The organism is Microbacterium hydrocarbonoxydans (assembly GCF_011752045.1).
Lineage (GTDB): Bacteria > Actinomycetota > Actinomycetes > Actinomycetales > Microbacteriaceae > Microbacterium.
Genome location: NZ_JAAKXW010000005.1, coordinates 428,136 through 450,106, shown reverse-complemented (window position 1 = coordinate 450,106; position 21,971 = coordinate 428,136). Strand labels below are relative to the sequence as shown.

Sequence of the window (21,971 nt, the reverse complement as noted above, 5' to 3'; positions counted from 1 at the left end):
TCACTGGTTGCTGAACGCGGCGTCGAACGACGCCGTGGGCTGAGGCCAGAGGAGCGAGCGCACGAACCGCACCGCCTCGGCCGCTCCGTGCAGCCGGTCCATGCCGGCGTCCTCCCACTCGATCGAGATGGGGCCGTCGTAGCCGATCGCGTCGAGGGCGCGGAACGCGTCCTCCCAGGGGACATCGCCGTGCCCGGTGGAGACGAAGTCCCAGCCGCGCCGCGGGTCGCCCCACGGCAGGTGCGAGCCGAGCACGCCGGCGCGCCCGTTCTGCGGACGCATCCGGGTGTCCTTGCAGTCCACGTGATGGATCCGGTCGGCGAAGTCGACGATGAAGCCGACCGGGTCGATGTTCTGCCACATCATGTGCGAGGGGTCCCAGTTGAACCCGAACGCCTTCCGGTGGTCGATCGCCTCCAGGGCCCGTACCGAGCTCCAGTAGTCGTACGCGATCTCCCCCGGGTGCACCTCGTGCGCGAAGCGCACGCCCTCGGAATCGAACACGTCGAGGATCGGGTTCCACCGCGCCGCGAAGTCCTCGAATCCGCCCTCGATGACGGATGCCGGCACCGGCGGGAACATCGCCACATACGGCCAGATCGACGAGCCGGTGAAGCCGACCACGGTGTCGACGCCGAGCTTGCGGGCCACCCGCGCCGCGCGCTTCATGTCCTCAGCCGCGCGCTGCCGCACGCCCTCGGCATCCCCGTCGCCCCACACGTACTCGCGCAGGATCGCCTCATGCCGGAAGTCGATCGGCGCATCGCACACCGCCTGGCCGGCGAGATGGTTGGAGATCGCGAACACCTGCAGGCCATGCCGGTCGAGGATCTCGAGCCGCGAGGCGGCATAGGCGTCGTCCTCGTCGGCCCGCTTCAGATCGAGATGGTCGCCGGATGCCGCGATCTCCAGCCCGTCGTACCCCCAGGAGGCGGCCAACCGGGCGACCTCCTCGAACGGGAGGTCCGCCCACTGACCGGTGAACAGGGTGACCGGGCGGGCCGCGGCGCGCTGCTCGCTCATGAGGCCTCCGGATAGTTCGCGGCGATCCACGCCCAGCTGGTCTTCGCGCTGGCGAAGGGCTCCATGCTCGGCTTGTCCACCTCGATGATCACATCTCCGGAGAACCCTTCGGGCAGGCCGGCGAGCGCCTCCGCGATCGGCACGTCGCCGAGGCCGGGCTCCAGGAAGAACCGCCGCGCCATCACGTCGAAGTACGGGGTGCGCGCAGCCCTGGTCGCGGCGGCGATCGAGAGGTCCATGTCCTTCACGTGCAGATCCGAGATCCGCTCCGCGTGCCCGGCGATCCAGCCGACCACGTCGGCGCCGGTCCAGGCGAGATGGCCGATGTCGGGCCCCGCCGCGAGGAGGCTCGCGGGAACGGCATCCAGCACGTAGTCGTACTCCTCCTCCGTCTCGATCCAGGTGCCGACGTGATTGTGCAGCGCGGGGGTCACGCCCTCCGCCTTCAGCACCTCGGCGGTCTCGCCGATGATGTTCGCGACCCGGTCCAGCCGTGCGCGGTCCGCCTCGTGGCCGACCGCGGCGGCGACGTCGATCCGCGGACGCCCCGGCGCCATGTCGGCGGCCAGGAACACCCGGTCGAGCCCCATGAACGTCGTCTCCTCGGCACGGCGCCGGATGGCGTCGAACCAGCGGAAATGGGCCTCCGCGTCGCCGGAGTGGTCGCGGCCGAAATCCTCGGGCAGACCGATGTGGACGTAGCCGGGTGACAGCCGGAGTCCCGAGTCCGCGACGACCCGCGCGTAGGACTGCAGCGTCTGTGTGGGGAGGACCTCCAGCATGACCGAGGAGAAGCCGGCCTCCTTCACCTGGCCGAGGATCACGGGCTGCTTCGGCAGGAAGGTCGACAGGTCGAACTCCCAGCCGACCTCGCCGGGCTCGCCGCTGGCGTCGCCGAGGCCGACGGTGATCCACTGCAGGGTGTTCAGTGAGAAGTGCTCTCGGGTGAGCGTCATGATCTGTTCTCCTCCGTGTCTCAGGCCGTGACGTCCGCGAGCCAGCGCGCGGTGTGCCGGGCGCTGTCCACCGGGTCCATGGACGCCCGGTCGACCTCGATGATGATCCAGCCGCCGAAGCCGTCGGGCAGCGCGGAGAGCGTGTCGACGATGTCGAGGCCGCCGAGGCCGGGCTCGCGGTACAGCCCGAGATCGGTGGCCCGCTCGTAGGACAGCCCCTCCTCGCGCGAGCGGCGCGCGATCTCGAGGTCGAGATCCTTGACGTGAAGATCGAGGATGCGGTCGGACCAGTCGGCGATCGCCTTCTTCGCGTCGATCCCCGCCCACTCGAGGTGGCCGATGTCGAACGAGGCGCCGAGGCGCGAGGCGTCGATGCTGTTGAGCACGTGCTCGTACTCCTGCGTGGTCTCCACCCAGGTGCCGACGTGGTTGTGCAGACCGGGACGCACGCCCTCCGCGTTGAGCACGTCGACGGCCTCGTCCAGCATCTCGGTCCACTCGTCGAGCCGATCCTGCGAGAAGTCGTGCCCGATCGCGGGCCTCTCCCAGCGGGAACCCGACTGATCCACCTCGGCGGCGACGAACACCGAGTCGAGACCGAAGTAGTTCGACTCCTCCGCCCGGCGGCGGACGCCGTCGAACCAGTGGATCCGCTCGAACGAGCCCTTCTCCAGCCGACCGCCGTGGTCGGAGGGCAGCGGCACCTGCACGTACCCCGGTGCGAGCTTCAGACCGGACGCCTCCACCATCGCCGCGTAGTTCTGCAGCGTCTGGGTGTCGAGCACCTCCATCATGGTCGCGTCGAACCCGGCATCCCTGATCGCCTTCAGCACCTGCGGGTACTCGGCCACGAACGCGGGATCCGCGAAGCGCCACAGGCTCGCGCTGTCGAGGTCGGACGGATCCTCCTTGACGTTGATCCACTGGATCGCGTTGAGGGCGAACTTCAGGTCTTTCAGCTGCATGACGGGTCCGTTCTGGTCTACTTCAGGCCCGCCGTGGCGACGCCCTGGATGAAGTACTTCTGGAGGAAGAGGAAGAGGATGAGGATCGGCAGCAGCACGATCATCGCCCCGGCCAGGAGCAGGCCGAAGGAGAGCGTGTTGGATGCCTGGGAGGCGACCGTCAGTCCCACCGGCGCGGTGTACGTGCCCTGAGACTGCGCGATCACGAGCGGCCACAGGAAGTTGTTCCACGAGGTGAGGAACGACAGGATGCCGACGGTGGCGAGTCCCGGTCCGGTGAGCGGCAGGAAGATGCGGAAGAACAGCCGCCCCTCCCCCGCGCCGTCCAGCCGCGCGGCCTCCATCAGCTCGAACGGCACCGAGTGCGCGAACTGGCGCATGATGAACACCGACAGCGGCAGCACGAGGATCGGCAGGATGATCGCCGTCAGCGTGTCGACGAGGCCGAGCTGCACGACGATGACGAACTGCGGCACGAAGAGCGCGACGTACGGCACGATCATCGAGACGATCACCAGCGGGAACACGAACCCCTTGCCGCGGAACCGCAGCTTCGCGAGCGCGTACCCCGCCATCGCGCTGAACAGCACGTTGCCGACGACCGCGACGACCGAGACGATGATGCTGTTGAGCAGGTAGGTGCCGAAGCCCCGGTCTGCGAACAGCGTGACGTAGTTGCCGAACTGGAAGGACTCGGGGAACCAGGCGCCGGGGTCGGAGAAGAACTCCGCCTGGGTCTTGAACGATCCGAAGAACACCCAGACGAACGGCAGCAGCATGAAGACGGTGACGACGATCAGGAACGTGTAGTTGAGCGCCTGTCGGGTCGGAGATGGCGTGTTCAATGTTTCGGCCTCAGCATTCTGAACTGGACGATCGCGACGACGCCGACGAGCAGGAGCAGGAGCACCGACCCGGCCATCGCGGCTGAGATGTTGCCGAACCCGAACTGCTCGTACACCCACACGGCGATCGACCTGGTGGATCCGGTCGGACCGCCCTTGGTGAGCAGGTACGGCTCCTCGAAGATGTTGAGGAACGACACCGTCGCGAGAACGGTGACGAGCAGCGTCGTCGGGCGCAGCAGCGGCAGGGTGATCGACCAGAGCCGGCGCACCCAGCCTGCACCGTCGGTCGATGCGGCTTCGTAGATCTCCTCGGGGACGGCCTGGAGACCGGCGAGGAACAGGATCATCGACGTGCCTGCGGTACGCCAGACGGCCATCATCACGACCGTCGTGACAGCCCATTCCGGCTCGCCGAGCCAGTTCGGCTGCGGCAGGCCGAGGCCGCCGAGAGTGTTGTTCACGGGGCCGGCGACCGAGAACGCGTACTGCCAGATCACCGCCACGGCGACGATGTTCGTGATGACGGGGACGTAGGCCGCGGCCCGGAAGAAGGTGCGCAGCCGCCGGATGCCGTTGTTCAGCACGAGGGCGAGGACGAACCCGAGCCCCACGCTGAGCGGCACGCACAGCACGACGAACAGCACGGTGTTGAGGAAGGAGCTCTGGAACGACGGGTTCGAGAGCACCTCGGCGAATGCGTCGAATCCGGTGAAGTTGACCTCGAGCGGATTGCGGATGTCGCGCGCCGACATGTCGGTGAGGCTCGCTCCCACCGCGAGAACGGTCGGAACGGCCGTGAAGACGGCGAAGACCGCGAGGAAGGGCAGGAGGAAGAGCCAGGCGGTGACCGCCTCCGCCTTCGTGCCCTCATGCGATCTCCCGGTGCCCCGGGGGCGTCGTGTCGACGCCCCCGGGGTGACCATCGTGCGGGTTGCTGAAGTGGACATGCGCCTACTTCGTGCCCATGCCGATCGCCTCGGCCTGCTTCTGCGCCTCGTCCAGCGCATCCTGCGGCGAGGTGTTGCCGCGGATCACCTTGTCCATCTGCTCGCCGATGACCAGGCCGACCTGGTTCCAGGTCGCGACCTTCGGACGGTTGACGCCGTTCTCGAGGGATTCGCGCACCGCGAGCAGCAGCGGGTCGGAGCTCAGAGCGGGGTCATCCCACGCGGCCTTGACCGCGGGCATGTTCTTGAAGATCTTGTACCACTCGATCTGCGATTCCGGCTCGGACATGAAGCGGGCGAACTTCCATGCCGCGTCCTTGTTCTCGGAGTCGGACGGCACGAACCAGCTGCCGCCTCCCGTGGTGGATGCGGCGATGCCGGTCGGGCCGGTGGGGTTCTGGATGAACTCGAGGTGCTCCGCTCCCCAGCCTGCGCCGTTCGCGTCGTCGAACCAGGAGGCGAACCAGGGACCGCCGTCGATGATCGACGCGTTCTTGCCCTGGCTCGTCCACGGCACGATGTCGAGGAACGCGGGGCCGTCAGGCGAGGCGAGCCCGTCCTTGAAGAGGCTGGAGTAGAACTCGAGCGCCTCGACGTTCTCCGGGGTGTTGAGGGTCCACTCGGTGCCGTCCTCGGAGATGAAGGATCCGCCGTTCTGCGCGGCGAAGACGCCGAGCTGCCAGGCGGTGTAGTCGTCGTAGGCGACGTACAGCCCGAGCGGGTACTCGACTCCGCTCGCCTTGAGCTTCTCGCCGAAGGCGCGCAGGCTGTCCCAGTCGGTGGGCAGCTCGGCGCCGGCGGCCTCGACGAGGTCGCTGCGGTAGTAGCTGACGTTCGCGTAGGTGTACCACGGCACGCCGTACTGGACCCCGTCGTAGAGGGAGTTCTCCCACATCGCCGGGAAGAAGTCGTCCTCCTCGACCAGGCCGTCCGGCACGGCGTCGAATCCTCCGGTCGCGATCAGCGGCGCCTGCGACTCGGTGAAGGAGTAGATCAGGTCGGGCACGGTGCCGGCCGTGATCGCCGCGGTCATCTTCGAGCGGAACTCCTCGCCGGGGATCTCCGTCATCTTGATGTCGATGTCCGGGTTGTCCTCCTTGAACTTCTCGAACATCTCGGGGAGCTTCGCGCCGTCGGCGCCCTCGGTCCAGATCTCGAGCGTGCCGGTGGCCGGCTTGTCGTCGATCGTCGTCGATTCGCCGCTCTCAGCCGGGCCGTCGCCTCCCCGGCCGCAGCCGGTGAGCAGCAGGGAGGCGGAAACGGCGAACGCCGCTCCGGTGTAGAGCGCCTTGCGGCGGCGCGAGGCCATGGTGTGGATCACGGTCAACTCCTTCGTTGTTCGGGTAGGTGGTGCAGATTCGGGTGGTGCTGTGTCGGGTGATGCGGTGTCGGGTGTCGGTCAGAGGGTTGCGCTGATCGCACGGGCGATGCGCACGGAGAGGGTGGCTCCGGTGAGCGTCGCGTTGCAGGTGAGCGCGGTCGGGACCACGCCGTTGCCCGCGAGGAACAGGTTCTCGAAGCCCCAGACGCGGCCGTCGGTGTCGACCACGGAGGTGCCGTCGTCCTCGGGCCCCATGCGCACGGTGCCCGTGTAGTGCAGCGAGGCGCCGGCAGGGAGCACCTCGGATTCGGCATCCGAGAAGGTGCCGATCGCGTTCGCGGCGGCGCGCTGCACGTCCTTGGTGCGGCGGATCTCAGCCAGATCGTTCTCCGAGTAGGAGAAGTGCACGGTCATGCGCGGCATCCCGAGGGGATCGGTGAGCTCGTCGGAGAACTCGATGCGGTTCTCGGGGCGGATCTCGGTCGCGCAGTACCAGCCGACGCCGAGCACGTGCTTCCCGTCGAATTCGCGCTCCATCAGCTGACCGTGCGCCGGGCGCTCTGCGCCGATCGACGGGCTCCAGTACGAGCCGATGAACGGCTCGCCGGCCGGCGGCGTCGGGATGTCGGCATCCGTCAGTCCGAGCCGGGCCGCGTCGATCACGACATCGCCGTCGATGGACGCGTGCTCGTTGAGCCGCACGCCCAGGGCCTCCGGACGGATGCCGGACGCCCAGAGCAGCTGCGGGGTGCGCAGGGCATCGGCGGCCACCAGGACGCGCGCGGCGCTCAGGCGGACGTCCGCGCCGCTCGCGAGGTCGCGTGCGACGACTCCCGTGACCCGCGCGCCGTCGTGCTCGAGCCTGGTGACGAACAGTCCCGTGCGCAGCTGCACGTTCGGCTCGCTCGCGTCGAAGAGGTACGGCGCGATGTCGCGCGGTCCGGTGCGGGCGAACGGGCGATCGACATGCGGGATGCCGGCCATCGGCATGTACCCGAACTCGCGCTCGGGGTCGGGGCTCGGCACGGCCGCGCGGATCGCCGCGAAGATCGGCTCGGTGAACGGGTTCTCGACGAGGGGGCCGACGTAGGTGCGCAGGAGGCTGCGCGCGGTCTCCAGGTCGGCGTCCCACTCCGCCCGCGGGAGGAAGCCGGGGATCTCCTCCGCGTACGGCCACGGCGTGGCGGCCGTCCAGTGCACGCCCATCCCGCCGATGTTCCACGAGAGGGACGCACCGGGGAACTGCGCGAAGTCGTGTCCGAAGAACGCCGCGGGGAAGACGCCGGTGGACTCGGGGTTCCAGCCGTCGCCCTCGATCTCGACCATCGCGCCCTTGACGTACTCGATCTGCCTGGCACGGCGCATGAGGTCCTCGTAGGAGGCGTTCATGGCGTTCTCGTCGACCTCGACGAGGTGCTCCCCGGCGACGCCGGTGATCTGCGGTCCGGCCTCGATCACGAGGATGCGCGCCTCGGGGCTGCTCTCGTGCACCTCCCGGGCGACGATCGAGCCGTTCGGCCCTGATCCGACGATGATCAGGTCGTAGTCGTCAGTCATGTCTGTCCTTCTCGCTCAGCCGTGCTCGGGGGTGACGTCGATCCAGCGCTCGTCGGCGGCCGCCTGCAGGACGGCTTCGGTGAGCTGTGCGGCGCGGACGCCGTCGACGAAGGTGGGGAGCCCGTCGGGGACTTCACCGGCGACCGCCGCGTATGCATCGGCGACGAACGCGTTGAAGGCGTCCTGATAGCCCTGTGCGTGCCCGACGGGGACCCGCGAGAAGCGGGCGACGCCGGGCGCCGCGGTGGCGGGGTCGCGGAGCAGCTGTCGGCTGCTCTCGCGGCCGCCGATCCAGAGCTCCTCCGGGCGCTCCTGGTCGAATCGGATGCTGGAGTGCGCACCGTGCAGCTCCAGCGTCAGGGCGTTCTTCCGCCCCGCCGCCATCTGCGAGACGAGCAGCGTGCCGATCGCCCCCGACTCGAGCTCGACGAGGAGCGACACCGCGTCCTCGTTCGCGACGGCGCGGCCGCCCCGCTCCTCGTACACGCGGCGGGTGCGCGCGGTGAGCCGCAGGATGCGCTCGCCGGTGACGAACTCCAGCAGGTCGCACAGGTGAGAGCCGATGTCCGCGAAGGCGCGGGAGGGTCCGCCCTCGGCCGAGGTCGCACGCCAGTCGTCGTCCTCGGGCAGCAGCATCCAGTCCTGCAGATAGCCGCAGTCGACCGTGAGCAGCGCCCCGATCTCTCCCGCGGCGATCCGTGCCCTGGCCTCGCGCACCATCGGGTGGTAGCGGTACACGAAGGGCACCGCGGCGACGAGTCCGGCCGCCGTCGCGGCCGCGGCGAGCGCGCGGGCGTCGGCGAGCGTGGTCGCCAGCGGCTTCTCGCAGATGACGTGCTTTCCCGCTGCGAGCACGCGACCGGCCAGGTCGGCATGCGTCGAGTTCGGCGTGCAGATGTGCACGATGTCGGCGTCACCGGAGAGAAGCTCATCGAGGTCGGCGGCGGCCGTCTCGACTCCGAGTTCACGGGCGGCACGAGCGGCGCGCTCGGCGGTCGAGCTGGCCAGCACGGCGACGCGCGCGCCGGCGGCGCGGGCTGCGCGGCTGTGCACCTGGGCCATGAAGCCTCCGCCGAGGAAGCCGGATCGGATCGTTCCGACGCCGGTGTCAGTGACGTCCGTTGTCATGTCGCCGAGTCTGGCACAAGTTCGGAGACTTTTGCTAGTCGTTCGTCAAAAGATTTCCTGTCATCGACAGATCTTGACTTCGAGTCAGTCATTAGTGGGTGTGGTTTACTGACCGTATGAGCGACGCCGAACGCACCCCAGGGGGCGGTTCCACGGGTGCCGGCGACATCCTCCAGCTGCTGCTGGACGGCCGTGCGCGCACCAAGGCGGAGCTCGTGCACCTCACCGGCCTGGCACGCTCGACGGTCTCGGCACGCGTGGATGCGCTGCTCGGCGCCGGGTTCGTCGCCCCTGCCGGAGAGGCCGCGTCCACGGGCGGCCGCCCGCCCTCGCGCGTCGCCTTCAACCCGGGCGCCGGCCTGATCATCGCCGTCGACCTCGGCGCTTCGCACGCCACCGTCGCCGTGTCCGACCTCAGCGGCGCGATCCTCTCCTCGAAGACGCGGCCGGTCGACATCGCGGCGGGACCGGTCGCCGTGCTCGACCTCGTCGTGGCCGAGGCGCGCGCCCTGCTGGGGTCTCTCGCCAAGGGCGACACCCCCGTCGTCGGCGTCGGCATCGGCGTGCCCGGTCCGGTGGAGCACTCCACCGGACGGCCGTACAACCCGCCGATCATGCCGGGGTGGGACCGCTTCGACATCCCCGCCTACGTCCAGGGCACCTTCGCGGTCCCCGTGCTGGTCGACAACGACGTGAACATCCTCGCCCTCGGCGAGCAGACCGCGAGCTTCCCCGACACGACCGATCTCATCTTCGTGAAGGTCGCCACCGGCATCGGAGCGGGCATCATCGCGGGCGGGCAGCTGCAGCGCGGCGCCCAGGGCTCTGCCGGAGACATGGGGCACGTGCGCGTGCCCCACTCCCCCGACTCGTCTCATCCCGCCGGCGAGGACCGCGATCTCGAGGATCTCGCCGGCGGCAGCGCGATCGCCGCCACCCTGCGGGAGCAGGGCATCGATGCGGAGTCCAGCCTCGATGTGGTGGAGCTGGTGCGCGCGGGCAACCCGGTCGCGATCGAGGCGCTCCGCCAGGCCGGCCGCGATGTCGGCGAGGTGCTGTCGACCGTCGTCAACCTGCTCAACCCGTCGGTCATCGTGCTCGGCGGCAGCATCGCCCGCGCCGGGGAGCATCTCCTGGCCGGAGTCCGCGAGGTCGTCTACCGCCGCTCCATCCCTCTCGCCACGCAGCATCTCGCCATCGTGCAGTCGCCGACCGGCGAGCGGGCCGCCGTCCTCGGAGCGGCGGTCATGGTCGCCCGTGAGGTGCTGTCCCCCGCCGAGGTCGACGCCCGGGTCGCGGCCGGCTCCCGCTGAGAGGCAGCGGCGCCGCTAGTCTCGAGCGTATGAGCACCGGCCGCGTCGTCATCGGAGGATCCACCGGCTTCATGGGCCGGTATCTCCTCCCCCGCTTCCGGGACCAGGGTCGCGAGGTGGTCACCGTCTCGCGCTCCGGCGCCGACATCGGCTGGGGCGATCAGCCGGCGATCGACCGGGCCGTGGACGGCGCAGATCTCGTGATCGGGCTCGCGGGCAAGAGCGTGAACTGCCGCTACACGCCGGAGAACCGTGCCGAGATCTTCCGCTCCCGCCTCACCACCACGGATGCTCTCGGCACCGCCATCGCCAGAGCCGATGCCCCGCCGCCGCTGTGGATCAACTCCTCGACGGCGACGATCTACCGGCACGCCGAGGACCGGCCGATGACCGAGTCGACGGGCGAGCTGGGCACCGGCTTCTCGGTCGACGTCGCGAAGGCCTGGGAGCGGGCGCTCTTCGACCGCGACCTCCCCGCGACCAGGCGCGTCGCACTTCGCAGCGCGATCGTGCTCGGCGACGGCGGCGTGCTGGGGCCGCTGCGCGGACTCGCACGGCTGGGCCTCGGCGGCGCGCAGCACGACGGCCCCTGGCCGGTCGGCAGGGCCCGCCGCGCGGCCGGGACCGCGCACCTCCCCGGTGCGCGGCGCGGCCGGCAGCGGTTCAGCTGGATCCACGTCGAGGACATCGCGCGCATCATCGACTTCCTCGAGGAGACGCCGGCGCTCGACGGGCCCGTGAACGCCTCGTCGCCGAATCCCGTGGACAACGCCGAGTTCATGGCGACGGTGCGACGGGTGCTCGGCGTGCGCGTCGGCCCGCCGATGCCCCGGTGGATGCTCGAACTCGGCGCGATCGGCATCCGCACCGAGACGGAGCTGATACTCAAGAGCCGCTGGGTGCTGCCCGAGAAGCTGCTCGCCGCAGGCTTCACGTTCCGGCACCCGACGCTGGAGGACGCGGTCCGGGAGTCGTTCGGCCTCGTCCGCACCGCCGCCTAGGCAGCCGGCGGCGGGTCCTGGCTCTCCCGCTTGCGCTTCTCGATCTCCTGCCGCAGCCGCCACTCCTCGATCTCGCGGTCGAGGTCGGCGATCTGCTGCTCCGTCGTGCGCGTGTCGACCGGCGGCGCGGGCGGAGCCTGCGGGGACGGTGTCGGGCCGGAGCGCGGCTGCCGCTGCATCCGCGGGATGCGGATCCCGGCCTCGGAGTACTCGCGGCCGAGGGCGAACCACAGGATGCTGCCGATCAGCGGCAGCAGGATCACGATGATCAGCCACACCATCTTCGGCACGTACCGGACCTGCGAGTCGTCCCGCGTGATGATGTCGATCAGCGCGCCGATCATCAGCGCGATGACGAGGAGCGAGAACAGGAACGGCATGGCTTCAGGGTAGCTCGCTCAGGGCAGCAGGTGCCCGGCCGCCCGGAAGAGCTCGTACCACTCGGCGCGGGTGAGCACGATGTCGGCGCCGGCGGCGGCATCCGTCACCCGCTGCGGGGTCGTCGTGCCGAGGACGACCTGCATGTTCGCGGGGTGGCGGGTGATCCAGGCCGTCGCGATCGCGAGCGGGGTGACGCCGTAGGACGCCGCGAGCCGGTCGATCACGGCGTTCAACTCCGCGTACTCGGGGTTGCCGAGGAAGACCCCGGTGAAGAAGCCGCCCTGGAACGGCGACCAGGCCTGGATCGTGATGCCGTTGATGCGGCAGTACTCGACGATGCCGCCGCCGTCGCGGACGACGCTCTGCTCCTCGCCCGCCATGTTCGAGCTCATCGGCTGAGTGATGATCGGCGCGTGGGTGATCGACAATTGCAGCTGGTTCGCGACGAGCGGCTGCCGCACGGCGGTGCGCAGCAGGTCGATCTGCCGCGGCGTGTGGTTCGAGACGCCGAAGGACAGCACCTTGCCCGAGGCCTCCAGCTCGTCGAAGGCCCTGGCCACCTCCTCCGGCTCCACGAGAGCGTCGGGACGGTGCAGGAGCAGCACGTCGATCCGATCCGTGCGCAGCGCCTTCAGCGACCCCTCGACCTGGGCGACGATGTGCTCGTACGAGAAGTCGAACATGCCCTGCGCCGGGACGATGCCGCACTTCGTCTGCAGCACGATCTCGTCCCGCTCGGCCGCGCTCAGCTCGAGGGCATCCGCGAACCTCGCCTCGCAGACGTGCATGCTGCCGCCGTAGATGTCGGCGTGGTCGAAGAAGTCGATGCCGGCGGTGCGCGCGGCGGAGTACAGCTCGCGGATCTCCGCATGCTCACGCCCGTCGATGCGCATCATGCCGGCGATGACGGCGGGGGCGGTGGTGGATCCGAAGGGAACGCTCTTCATGCCTCCCACGCTAGCGGGCGGGGCGGGCGCCGCGCGCTGATTGAATGGCAGCATGCCCTTCGCAACGACTCCCGCACCGCTCACGCTCACCGGCCGCCTCGTCGAACTGCGTCCGCTCGACCCCTCGCACCATGACGGGCTGCTCGAGGCCCTGCGGGAGGGAGAGCTCTGGAAGAACGCCTGGTACACCTCGGTGCCGTCGCCCGAGGGGCTGGCGGCCGAGATCGAGCGCCGGATCGGCCTGATCCGGACGGGAGAGATGATCCCGTTCACGGCGATCGACGCCTCCGGCCGCGTCCTGGGGATGACGTCGTACTACGACCTCGACGCCGACGTCCCGCGTCTGCACATCGGATACACGTGGAACCGCCCGTCCGCGCACGGCACGGGAACGAACGCCGAATCGAAGCTGCTGCTCCTGCGGCACGCGTTCGAGACCCTCGGCGTCTTCCGCGTGGGTCTCACGACGCAGTGGGTGAACTTCCAGTCGCGGGCTGCTATCGAGCGCCTCGGCGCGAAGCAGGACGGCGTGATGCGGGCGATGAGCCGCTACCGGAACGGCGCGCTGCGCGACAGCGTGGAGTTCTCCATCATCGAGCCGGAGTGGCCGGCCGTGAAGGCGAACCTCGAGGCGCGCCTCGCGAAGAGGCGCTGAGCCTTACTCGGTGGCCTTGCCGCCCCAGCTGTTCGAGCGGCGGGTGGCGCCGTCGCGGCCGGCGCGCATCATGTACGCGAGCGACAGGCACATCAGCAGCAGGCCGCCCACGAAGACGAGGGCCTGGAAGTCGGGCAGTTCGTGCGCGATGCCCATCATCCCGATTCCTCCGAGGAACATGATCATGAAGAGGATGAAGCTGAGGATCACGGGATCTCCTGTCGTCGGTGCGTCTCCCAGGATACCGCCGAGCGCGAAGAGGACCGCACCGCACGCATCCGTTCCTGGCCAAACGTCCACATTCCGGAACCCCGGAATACTGGGGCAATTCCTGGACGGCATGCAGAAATCCTCGCCTCGGGTCGCGCCGACGGCACGAAAGGCCAATTGACGCTCGATCAACAGTCCCTCTACCTTCGGTCGCGAACCGGCACCAGTCCGGCCGCACGCCGGCTCCTCGGCCGGCGTGGGGCGTCCACAAGACGCCCTCGTCACCCCCAACGAGAGGGAATCCATTGTTCGAGAAGACCCCGTGGCGCAGAGCCGCGTCACGAGGAGCCGCCACCGCGGCCGCACTCCTCACCTGCACCGCCATCGTGCTGACACCGTCGTTCGCCGGAGCGGACACCGACACCGGCGATCCCGAGATCATCGGCGCGAGCTCCGCGAACGCCATTCCCGGCGAGTACATCGTCGTGCTGAAGCCGCCCGCGGAGATCGGCATCGCCGAGGACGTCGTCGCCGCGCTCACCGACCAGGTCGGCGGAGACGTGATCAGCACGTTCGACTCCGCCCTCAACGGCTACTCGGCCGTGCTCAGCGAAGAGGAGGCGCAGCAGATCGCCGCCGACGAGCGCGTCGAGTACGTCGAGCAGGCGCAGACCTTCCACGCCCTCGACGAGCAGGTGAGCCCGCCGAACTGGGGCGACGACCGCATCGACCAGCGCAGCCTGCCGCTCGATCAGAAGTACTCCTACCCCGCCTCCGCGGGCGAAGGAGTGAACGTGTACATCGTCGACACCGGCATCCGCAGCACCCACTCCGAATTCGCCGGACGGATCCGGCCCGGCTACGACGCCGTCACCGCCGGCGGAACGGCCCAGGACTGCAACGGTCACGGCACGCACGTCGCCGGCACCGCCGTGGGCAGCACCTACGGCGTCGCCAAGAAGGCGACGGTGTATCCGGTGCGCGTGCTGAACTGCGAGGGCTCCGGCTCGAGCGCCGACATCATCGAGGCGATCGAGTGGCTCACCGAGAACGCGGTCAAGCCCGCCACCGCCAACTACAGCATCGGCTGCAGCAGCGCCTGCTCCAGCCCGGCCACCGATCAGGCCGTGAAGAACCTCATCGCCTCCGGGGTCAGCTGGGTGCAGGCCGCCGGCAACAGCAACGACGACGCGTGCCGGTACAGCCCGCAGCTCGTGCCCGAGGCCATCACGGTCGGCAACTCCACCCGCACCGATGCGAAGGCCTCCTCCAGCAGCTGGGGCTCCTGCCTCGACGTCTGGGCTCCGGGCACATCGATCCTCTCCTCCTGGTACACCGGCGACACCGCCACATACACCGCCACCGGGACGTCCATGGCCTCGCCGCACACCACCGGCGCCAGCGCCCTGTACCTCGGCGAGCACCCGCAGGCCACCCCGGCGCAGGTGCAGGCGGCACTCGTGGAGAACTCCACCACCGGAAGGCTCACCGGACTCGACGCCGCCTCTCCGAACCGTCTCCTCTACACCGGGTTCCTGAGCACGCAGGAGCCGGAGCCGAGCGCGGTCGACCTCGCCGCGATCTCCGCCCAGACCGGCAAGGTCGGGCAGGCGGTGAACCTGACGGTGAGCGCCACCGGAGGCACGGCGCCCTACGCGTTCTCGGCGACCGGCCTTCCCGCCGGCCTCGCGATCAACGCCTCGACGGGCGCGATCACGGGCACGCCGACGGCTGCGGGCACGTCGAACGTGACCGTGACGGTCCGGGACGCGTCGAGCCCTGCGACCACCGATTCGGCGTCGTTCACCTTCACGATCGCGGCTGTCGACCCCGCTCTGTGCTCCGGCACCTCGGTCGCGACAGGCACGCTGACCGACGGCCAGCAGGCGGCGTCGCGGTCCTTCACCCGCGCGTCCGGCCCGGTCGAGGTGTGCCTCGACGGCCCGACCGGAGCTGACTTCGACGTCTACCTGCAGAAGCAGTCCTGGTACGGGTGGTACACCGTCGCACAGGGCACCTCGGCGGACGCCGACGAGAGGTTCACCTACAGCGCCTCGTCGGGCACCTACCGGGTCGTGGTGGAGGCGTACTCCGGTTCGGGCTCGTTCACGGCGACGGTGAGGTGATCCACCGGCGCTGAGCATCGCTGCCGGAAGGCGGATGCCGCGGGCGAGGTCCCGCGGCATCCGTCATCCGGCCGGGCCCGCCGCTGACGGAGGGGTACCTTGTACCCATGACTGCCCCGATCGACCCCACCGCGACCTCGGCCTGGGCCGAGCTCAGCGGCCTGCACGCATCCCTCACCCCCGATCTGCGCGGCTGGTTCGCTGCGGATCCCTCTCGCGCCGAGCGGCTGTCGCTGCCGCTCGCCGACCTGCATGTCGACCTCTCGAAGAACCTCGTCACCGAGGAGGTGCTCGCCGCGCTCGTGCGCCTCGCCGAGCAGACGGGCGTCGCCGACCGCTACGCGGCGATGCTGGCCGGCACTCACATCAACACCACCGAGGACCGCGCCGTGCTGCACACCGCGCTGCGCCGCCCCGCCGGCTCCTCCCCCGCGCTCGTCGTCGACGGGCAGGACGTGGACGCCGACGTGCAGTCCGTGCTCGATGCGCTGTCCGCCTTCGCCGATCGGGTGCGCTCCGGCGACTGGCTCGGCGTCACCGGCAAGAAGGTCACGCACGTCGTGAACATCGGCATCGGCGGCTCCGACCTCGGCCCCGTCATGGTCTACGAGGCGCTCAAGCCCTATGCGGATGCCGGCGTCCAGGCGCTCTTCGTCTCCAACATCGACCCGACCGACCTCGCGCAGAAGACCGCCGGGCTCGACCCGGAGACGACGCTGTTCGTCGTCGCATCGAAGACCTTCACCACGCTGGAGACGCTCACCAACGCGCGACTCGCCCGCGACTGGCTGTGGGCCGGGCTCGAGGCATCCGGCGCCATCGCCGGAGACGAGGCGTCCCGCACCGACGCCGTCGCCCACCACTTCGTGGCCGTCTCGACCGCGCTCGACAAGGTGGCCGCCTTCGGCATCGACCCGGCGAACGCGTTCGGGTTCTGGGACTGGGTCGGCGGCCGCTACTCGGTCGACTCCGCGATCGGGCTCTCGCTCGCGATCGCCCTCAGCCCCCAGGTGTTCCGCGACCTGCTCGCCGGCTTCCACGCCGTGGACGAGCACGTGCGCACCACACCGCTCGCAGAGAACGTCCCGGTGCTGATGGGCCTCCTGAACGTCTGGTACGTGAACTTCTTCGGTGCCCAGTCGCACGCCGTGCTCCCCTACGCCCAGCAGCTGAGCCGCTTCCCGGCCTACCTGCAGCAGCTGACCATGGAGTCGAACGGCAAGTCCGTGCGGTGGGACGGCACGCCGGTCACCACCGACACCGGCGAGGTGTTCTGGGGCGAGCCCGGCACGAACGGCCAGCATGCCTTCTATCAGCTCATCCACCAGGGCACGCGGCTGATCCCGGCGGACTTCATCGCCTTCGTGAACCCGGCCTACCCGCTGACGGATGCCGGGCAGGACGTGCATGCCCTGTTCCTCGCGAACTTCCTGGCGCAGACCAAGGCGCTCGCGTTCGGGAAGACCGCCGCCGAGGTCGAGGCGGAGGGCACCACCGGCGCGCTGGTCGCCGCCCGCACGTTCGCGGGCAACCGCCCGACGACGTCGATCTTCGCACCCGCGCTCACCCCGCAGGTGCTCGGCCAGCTCATCGCCCTGTACGAGCACATCACGTTCACGCAGGGCGCGATCTGGGGCATCAACTCCTTCGACCAGTGGGGCGTCGAGCTCGGCAAGCAGCTCGCGATGCAGATCGCCCCGGCGATCGAGGGCGACGCGGATGCCGTCGCGGCGCAGGATCCGTCGACGAGGGCGCTGCTCGCGTACTACGCGGCGCACCGGAGGTAGCCGGAAGCTCTTCCCGGGACGGCAAGCGGGGGCGGATGCTGCGGCATCCGCCCCCGTGCGTTCAACCGCCGAGGTCTGGTGCTAATGTAAGCGGTGTACACATTGGGCGGGCGGAGGAGAACGCATGCAGACGATCCTGGGAGCGAACGGGCAGATCGCGGTCGAACTCGCCCGCGAGCTGAACCGCGCGCACACGAGCGAGCTGCGACTCGTGAGCCGCAATCCGCGTGCCGTGAACGTGTCAGACTCCCTGGTCCGGGCCGACCTCCTCGACGCGACCCAGACCGCGGCAGCGGTCTACGGCAGCGAAGTCGTGTACTTCACGGCCGGCCTCCCCGCCGACACGCGCCTGTGGGAGCAGCAGTTTCCGACGATGCTCCGGAACGCGCTCGATGCCGCCCGGACCGCCGGCGCGAGCTTCGCGTACTTCGACAACACGTACATGTACCCGCAGGACGACCGCGTCCAGACCGAGGACACCCCGTTCGCCCCGGTCGGTCGCAAGGGCAGGGTCCGCGCCGAGATGGCCTCGATGGTCCTCGACGAGATGGCGAGAGGCGACATCCCCGTGCTCATCGCGCGGGCGCCCGAGTTCTACGGCCCTGGGCGCACGCAGAGCTTCACGAATTCCCTGATCATCGACCCGCTGCTCGCCGGCTGGAAGGCGCGCGTGCCCGTGCGCGACGACCGGCTGCGGACCCTCATCTGGACGCCGGACGCCAGCCGGGGTCTCGCGACGCTGGGGAACGCCCCGGACGCGTTCGGCCAGACATGGCACCTCCCGGTCGACGGCGACCGCCACACGTACCGGGAGTTCGCCTCAGCTGCGGCGGAGGCGTTCGGGCGCGATCCCGATCACACGGTGATCCCGGAGTGGATGCTGCGCGCGGCCGGGCTGCTCTCGGCACAGGCCCGCGAGATCGGAGAGCTCCTGCCGCGCTACCGGTACGACAACCGATTCGACTCGACGAAGTTCGCCGTGCGGTTCCCGGACTTCGCCGTGACGACCTATCGCCAGGGACTCGACGCCATCCGCCAGGAGAGCGCCGCGACGAACGGAGTGCGAGCGTGACGGAAACACGGCGATCCAGCTACCACCACGGCGATCTGCGAGCGTCCCTGCTGACGACGGCGATGCGGATGCTGGAGGCGGGCGAGCAGTTCTCGCTGCGCGCGGTGGCGCGCGAGGCAGGCGTCTCACCGACCGCCCCGTACCGTCACTTCACAGACCGTGACGCCCTCGAGTCCGCCCTCGCCGCGCAGGGCCTGCGCGACCTGAGCGCCGACCTGAGCGCGGGACGCGAGCTGCCTTCCACCCCGGCTGAGCTCGCCGAGCTCGCCGTGGCGTACGTAGGGTTCGCGCTGCGTCGTCCCGCCCTGTTCCGGGTGATGTTCGGCAACGCCTGCGACGAGGGAAGCGAAGAGCGCGTGCGCGCCGCAACCGAGATCCACGACCTCCTTCGCGCGGCTGCGTCGCAGGTCTTCCCCGGCGCTGACGCGGACGCCGTCGCCTCGGCCGGCTGGGCGCTCGCGCACGGGATGGCCTACCTGCACATGGACGGCAAGCTCGCCGCCCGCTCCCCCGAGGACGTCGCGAATCACGTGCGGGGGGCTTTCACCGCGATCGTCGGCGCATCCGCCGCATCCATCACCACCCGAGGAGATCGACCATGACTCGCATCCTGAACGTCGTGACCAACGTGGGCCACTACGAGGACCCGTCCCACCCCACCGGTCTCTGGCTCTCCGAGCTCTCCCACGCCTGGGACGTGTTCGACGAGCGCGGCTTCGAGCAGACCATCGTCAGCCCCGCGGGCGGTGCGGTGCCGCTCGAACCGCGATCGCTGAAGTTCCCGAGCTACGACCGATCGGCGAAGGCATGGCACGCCGACCCGGCACGCATGGCGCTGCTCCAGGACGCCGCCCGCCCCGAGGACGTCGACGCCGCCGATTACGACGCGATCTACTTCACCGGCGGTCACGCGGTGATGTACGACTTCCCGGACAGCGCGGGCCTGCAGCGCCTGACCCGGGAGATCTGGGAGAAGGGCGGCGTCGTCGCCTCCGTCTGCCACGGATACTGCGGCCTGCTGAACACCGCCCTTTCGGACGGGTCGCTTCTCGTCGCCGGACGCAGGGTCACCGGCTTCGCCTGGCAGGAGGAGGTGCTCGCCGGCGTCGAGAAGCTCGTGCCGTACAACGCCGAGGAGGAGATGAAGAAGCGCGGCGCGCTGTACGAGAAGGCCCTGCTGCCGTTCGTGTCGTACGCGGTGACCGACGGCAGGCTCGTCACCGGTCAGAACCCGGGCTCCGCGAAGGAGACGGCGAAGAAGGTCGCCGCGCTGCTCTGAGGCGGAGAGGGCTCAGGCCCGCTCCGCCGGATCGGCGAGGAGCGCGGCGAAGGCGAGCTCGGCCGCGCCGACCAGCAGCCGGTCCGCGCCGAGGGCGGCAGGGCGGATCTCCAGGCCCTCGGCACTCTCGGGCATCGCGAGTGCGGCGACGTCAGCGGCGAGCTGCTCAGACCGGAGCTCGCCGATCGTGGCGAGGAACCCTCCGAGCACGATCATCGCGGGGTCGAGCACGTTGACCGCGTTCGCGAGGGCGCTCGCGAGCACGCGCGCCTGACGGGCGACCTCCGCGTGCACGGCCGCACCCTCGCCGCTCTCGAGCACGGCGGCGAGCGCCTCGTCGTCGGCCTCCTCGAGGCCGACCGCATCCAGCAGCATCCGCCGGCTCACCTCGGCCTCGAGCACGCCGTCGCGCGTGCGACGATCGTCATCGTCGGTGATCCGCGGGCGGTTCTGCCCGAACTCGCCGGCGTAGCCACCGGAGCCGGCGACCGGGATGCCGCCGATGATCAGGCCGCCGCCGATGCCGGACGCGCCGCCGTTGAGGTAGACCACGTCGTCGATCCCGCGGCCGGCGCCGTAGCGGTGCTCGGCGAGCGCGCCGAGGCTGGCGTCGTTGCCCACCGACACCGGCAGGCCCGTCGCCGCGCGGGCGAGCTCGGAGAGCGGCACGTCGCGCCACTCCAGGTGCGGGGCGTTGCGCACCACGCCGTCCGTCGCGCGGACCAGCCCCGGCACGGCGATGCCGAGAGCCTCGATGCGCGCGTCCGCGAGCGGGCCGGCGCGCCAGGCGCCGAGGCGCTCCGCGATCAGGGCGGTCGCGCCGCCGGGCGTGAGCGGCGCGGTGTTCACGATGCGCTCGCGCATCCGGATGCTGCGATCGAGGCCGACGGCGGCGATCTCCACCGCGTCGACCTCCGGGTTCACCGCGATCGCGACGACGTCGGGCGAGGCGCTGACCACCGGTGAGGGCCGGCCCACGCGGCCGGCCAGCTCCGGCACCCGCTCCGCGACGAGGCCGTGCCGCACCAGCTCGCCGACGAGGTCGGCGATGGTGGAGCGGTTCAGGCCGGTCGCCTCGGTGAGCGCGGCCCGGGACTGCGCCCCCTCCTCGTGCACGAGCCGGAGGATGCGCGACAGGTTGTACGGGCGGGTGCCCGGCGCGGGACTCGTCGGTGACGGCATCCCTTCACTGTAGGGGGTGGACGCCGGACCCGTCATGAGTTATGTTGTCTCTCACAACTTATCCGGCGACTGCACAGGAGCGGCCATGCCCACCCCCACCCGTGACGACAAGTTCTCCTTCGGCCTGTGGACCGTCGGCTACAACGGAGCCGATCCGTTCGGCGGCCCCACCCGCCCGGCGCTCGACGTCGTGCACGCCGTCGAGAAGCTCGCAGAGCTCGGCGCCTACGGTCTCACCTTCCACGATGACGACCTCTTCGCGTTCGGCTCGACCGAGGCCGAGCGCCAGACGCAGATCGACCGCCTGAAGGGCGCCCTCGCCGACACCGGGCTGATCGTGCCCATGGTCACGACGAACCTGTTCAGCGCCCCGGTCTTCAAGGACGGCGGCTTCACCTCGAACGACCGCCAGGTGCGCCGCTTCGCCCTGCGCAAGGTGTTCCGCCAGCTCGACCTCGGCGCCGAGCTGGGTGCTGCGACGTTCGTGATGTGGGGCGGACGCGAGGGCGCGGAGTACGACTCCGCGAAGGACATCCGTGCGGCGCTGGAGCGCTACCGCGAGGCCGTGAACCTGCTCGGCGACTACGTCACCGACAAGGGCTACGACATCCGCTTCGCCATCGAGCCGAAGCCGAACGAGCCCCGTGGCGACATCCTGCTGCCGACCCTCGGCCACGCGATCGCGTTCATCGACTCGCTCGAGCGCCCCGAGCTCGTCGGCCTCAACCCCGAGGTCGGCCACGAGCAGATGGCCGGGCTCAACTTCGCCGCGGGCATCGCGCAGGCACTGTTCCACGGCAAGCTCTTCCACATCGACCTCAACGGCCAGCGCGGCATCAAGTACGACCAGGACCTCGTGTTCGGGCACGGCGACCTGCACAACGCGTTCGCGCTCGTGGACCTGCTGGAGAACGGCGGCCCCGGCGGCGTCCCCGCCTACGACGGCCCCCGCCACTTCGACTACAAGCCGAGCCGCACCGAGGACGAGAACGGGGTCTGGGACTCCGCCGCCGCGAACATGCGCACCTACCTGCTGCTCAAGGAGCGCGCGGCCGCCTTCCGCGCCGACCCCGAGGTGCAGGAGGCGCTGGCCGCCGCCCGCGTCGACGAGCTGTCCGTGCCGACGCTGGGCGAGGGCGAGTCCTACGACGACTTCCTCGCCGACCGCTCCGCGTACGAGGACTTCGACGCGTCGCAGTACTTCGGCGGCAAGGGCTTCGGTTTCGTCCGCCTGCAGCAGCTCGCCACCGAGCACCTGCTCGGCGCCCGCTGA

At 70.1% G+C, this 21,971-nt stretch carries 21 protein-coding genes; 9 read left to right on the top strand and 12 right to left on the bottom strand.

The features are described from left to right. The 8 genes from G6G98_RS16055 to G6G98_RS16025 all read right to left on the bottom strand — a co-directional run bounded on the left by G6G98_RS16055 (position 1) and on the right by G6G98_RS16025 (position 8,745). Positions 1-1,023, bottom strand: a complete 1,023-nt coding sequence (locus G6G98_RS16055; protein ID WP_067358065.1) for a sugar phosphate isomerase/epimerase family protein — start codon at positions 1,021-1,023, stop codon at positions 1-3. Further along, complete coding sequence (locus tag G6G98_RS16050; RefSeq protein WP_067358062.1) at positions 1,020-1,979, bottom strand: sugar phosphate isomerase/epimerase family protein; 960 nt, start codon at positions 1,977-1,979, stop codon at positions 1,020-1,022. Before G6G98_RS16050 ends, G6G98_RS16055 begins: the two co-directional genes overlap by 4 nt. 20 nt (positions 1,980-1,999) lie before the next feature. Beyond that, positions 2,000-2,944, bottom strand: coding sequence for a sugar phosphate isomerase/epimerase family protein (locus tag G6G98_RS16045; protein ID WP_067358059.1), 945 nt, complete (start codon positions 2,942-2,944; stop codon positions 2,000-2,002). A gap of 17 nt (positions 2,945-2,961) precedes the next feature. Continuing rightward, positions 2,962-3,789, bottom strand: a complete 828-nt coding sequence (locus tag G6G98_RS16040; protein WP_067358056.1) for a carbohydrate ABC transporter permease — start codon at positions 3,787-3,789, stop codon at positions 2,962-2,964. Then, the gene (locus G6G98_RS17190) at positions 3,786-4,739 is read right to left on the bottom strand and encodes a carbohydrate ABC transporter permease (RefSeq protein WP_067358053.1); all 954 of its coding nucleotides are present in this window, start codon (positions 4,737-4,739) and stop codon (positions 3,786-3,788) included. Before G6G98_RS17190 ends, G6G98_RS16040 begins: the two co-directional genes overlap by 4 nt. 4 nt (positions 4,740-4,743) lie before the next feature. After that, entirely contained in the window at positions 4,744-6,060 is a 1,317-nt protein-coding gene (locus G6G98_RS16035; protein ID WP_084788499.1) for a sugar ABC transporter substrate-binding protein, read from the bottom strand. Between the two features lie 78 nt (positions 6,061-6,138). Further along, the gene (locus G6G98_RS16030; RefSeq protein WP_067358051.1) at positions 6,139-7,617 is read right to left on the bottom strand and encodes a GMC oxidoreductase; all 1,479 of its coding nucleotides are present in this window, start codon (positions 7,615-7,617) and stop codon (positions 6,139-6,141) included. Positions 7,618-7,632: 15 nt separating this feature from the next. Then, the gene (locus G6G98_RS16025; protein WP_067358049.1) at positions 7,633-8,745 is read right to left on the bottom strand and encodes a Gfo/Idh/MocA family protein; all 1,113 of its coding nucleotides are present in this window, start codon (positions 8,743-8,745) and stop codon (positions 7,633-7,635) included. A 116-nt stretch (positions 8,746-8,861) separates the two neighbouring features. Here G6G98_RS16025 and G6G98_RS16020 point away from each other — a divergent pair, with 116 nt between their 5' ends. Next, entirely contained in the window at positions 8,862-10,058 is a 1,197-nt protein-coding gene (locus tag G6G98_RS16020; protein WP_164234479.1) for an ROK family transcriptional regulator, read from the top strand. Between the two features lie 29 nt (positions 10,059-10,087). After that, a complete protein-coding gene (locus tag G6G98_RS16015; RefSeq protein WP_164234478.1) occupies positions 10,088-11,059 on the top strand; it encodes an epimerase in 972 nt (323 codons plus the stop codon). Here G6G98_RS16015 and G6G98_RS16010 read toward each other — a convergent pair. After that, entirely contained in the window at positions 11,056-11,439 is a 384-nt protein-coding gene (locus G6G98_RS16010) for a PLDc N-terminal domain-containing protein (RefSeq protein WP_067358041.1), read from the bottom strand. The genes G6G98_RS16015 and G6G98_RS16010 overlap by 4 nt on opposite strands. 18 nt (positions 11,440-11,457) lie before the next feature. After that, positions 11,458-12,387: an aldo/keto reductase gene (locus G6G98_RS16005; protein WP_067358038.1), complete on the bottom strand. Its 930-nt coding sequence runs from the start codon at positions 12,385-12,387 to the stop codon at positions 11,458-11,460. Positions 12,388-12,439: 52 nt separating this feature from the next. Here G6G98_RS16005 and G6G98_RS16000 point away from each other — a divergent pair, with 52 nt between their 5' ends. Continuing rightward, positions 12,440-13,042 carry a GNAT family N-acetyltransferase gene (locus tag G6G98_RS16000; RefSeq protein ID WP_067358035.1) on the top strand — a complete coding sequence of 201 codons (603 nt, stop codon included), beginning with the start codon at positions 12,440-12,442 and terminating at the stop codon, positions 13,040-13,042. Positions 13,043-13,045: 3 nt separating this feature from the next. On the opposite strand, the gene G6G98_RS15995 is transcribed toward G6G98_RS16000, so the two are convergent. Beyond that, positions 13,046-13,252 carry a hypothetical protein gene (locus tag G6G98_RS15995; RefSeq protein WP_164234477.1) on the bottom strand — a complete coding sequence of 69 codons (207 nt, stop codon included), beginning with the start codon at positions 13,250-13,252 and terminating at the stop codon, positions 13,046-13,048. Positions 13,253-13,557: 305 nt separating this feature from the next. Between G6G98_RS15995 and G6G98_RS15990 the strand changes: the two genes are divergently transcribed. The 5 genes from G6G98_RS15990 (at position 13,558) to G6G98_RS15970 (ending at position 19,516) form a co-directional block, all read left to right on the top strand. Beyond that, entirely contained in the window at positions 13,558-15,378 is a 1,821-nt protein-coding gene (locus G6G98_RS15990; RefSeq protein WP_164234476.1) for a S8 family peptidase, read from the top strand. A 107-nt stretch (positions 15,379-15,485) separates the two neighbouring features. After that, positions 15,486-17,165 (top strand): glucose-6-phosphate isomerase, encoded by a 1,680-nt coding sequence (gene pgi / locus G6G98_RS15985; protein ID WP_164234475.1) that lies wholly within the window; start codon positions 15,486-15,488, stop codon positions 17,163-17,165. Positions 17,166-17,289: 124 nt separating this feature from the next. Then, complete coding sequence (locus tag G6G98_RS15980; protein ID WP_164234474.1) at positions 17,290-18,237, top strand: NAD-dependent epimerase/dehydratase family protein; 948 nt, start codon at positions 17,290-17,292, stop codon at positions 18,235-18,237. After that, complete coding sequence (locus G6G98_RS15975; protein WP_164234473.1) at positions 18,234-18,839, top strand: TetR/AcrR family transcriptional regulator; 606 nt, start codon at positions 18,234-18,236, stop codon at positions 18,837-18,839. Before G6G98_RS15980 ends, G6G98_RS15975 begins: the two co-directional genes overlap by 4 nt. Beyond that, entirely contained in the window at positions 18,836-19,516 is a 681-nt protein-coding gene (locus tag G6G98_RS15970) for a type 1 glutamine amidotransferase domain-containing protein (RefSeq protein ID WP_164234472.1), read from the top strand. Before G6G98_RS15975 ends, G6G98_RS15970 begins: the two co-directional genes overlap by 4 nt. 12 nt (positions 19,517-19,528) lie before the next feature. On the opposite strand, the gene G6G98_RS15965 is transcribed toward G6G98_RS15970, so the two are convergent. Then, on the bottom strand, positions 19,529-20,698 hold the full coding sequence (locus G6G98_RS15965; RefSeq protein WP_164234471.1) for an ROK family transcriptional regulator: 1,170 nt from the start codon (positions 20,696-20,698) through the stop codon (positions 19,529-19,531). A gap of 85 nt (positions 20,699-20,783) precedes the next feature. Between G6G98_RS15965 and xylA the strand changes: the two genes are divergently transcribed. Then, positions 20,784-21,971 (top strand): xylose isomerase, encoded by a 1,188-nt coding sequence (gene xylA, locus G6G98_RS15960; RefSeq protein ID WP_164234470.1) that lies wholly within the window; start codon positions 20,784-20,786, stop codon positions 21,969-21,971.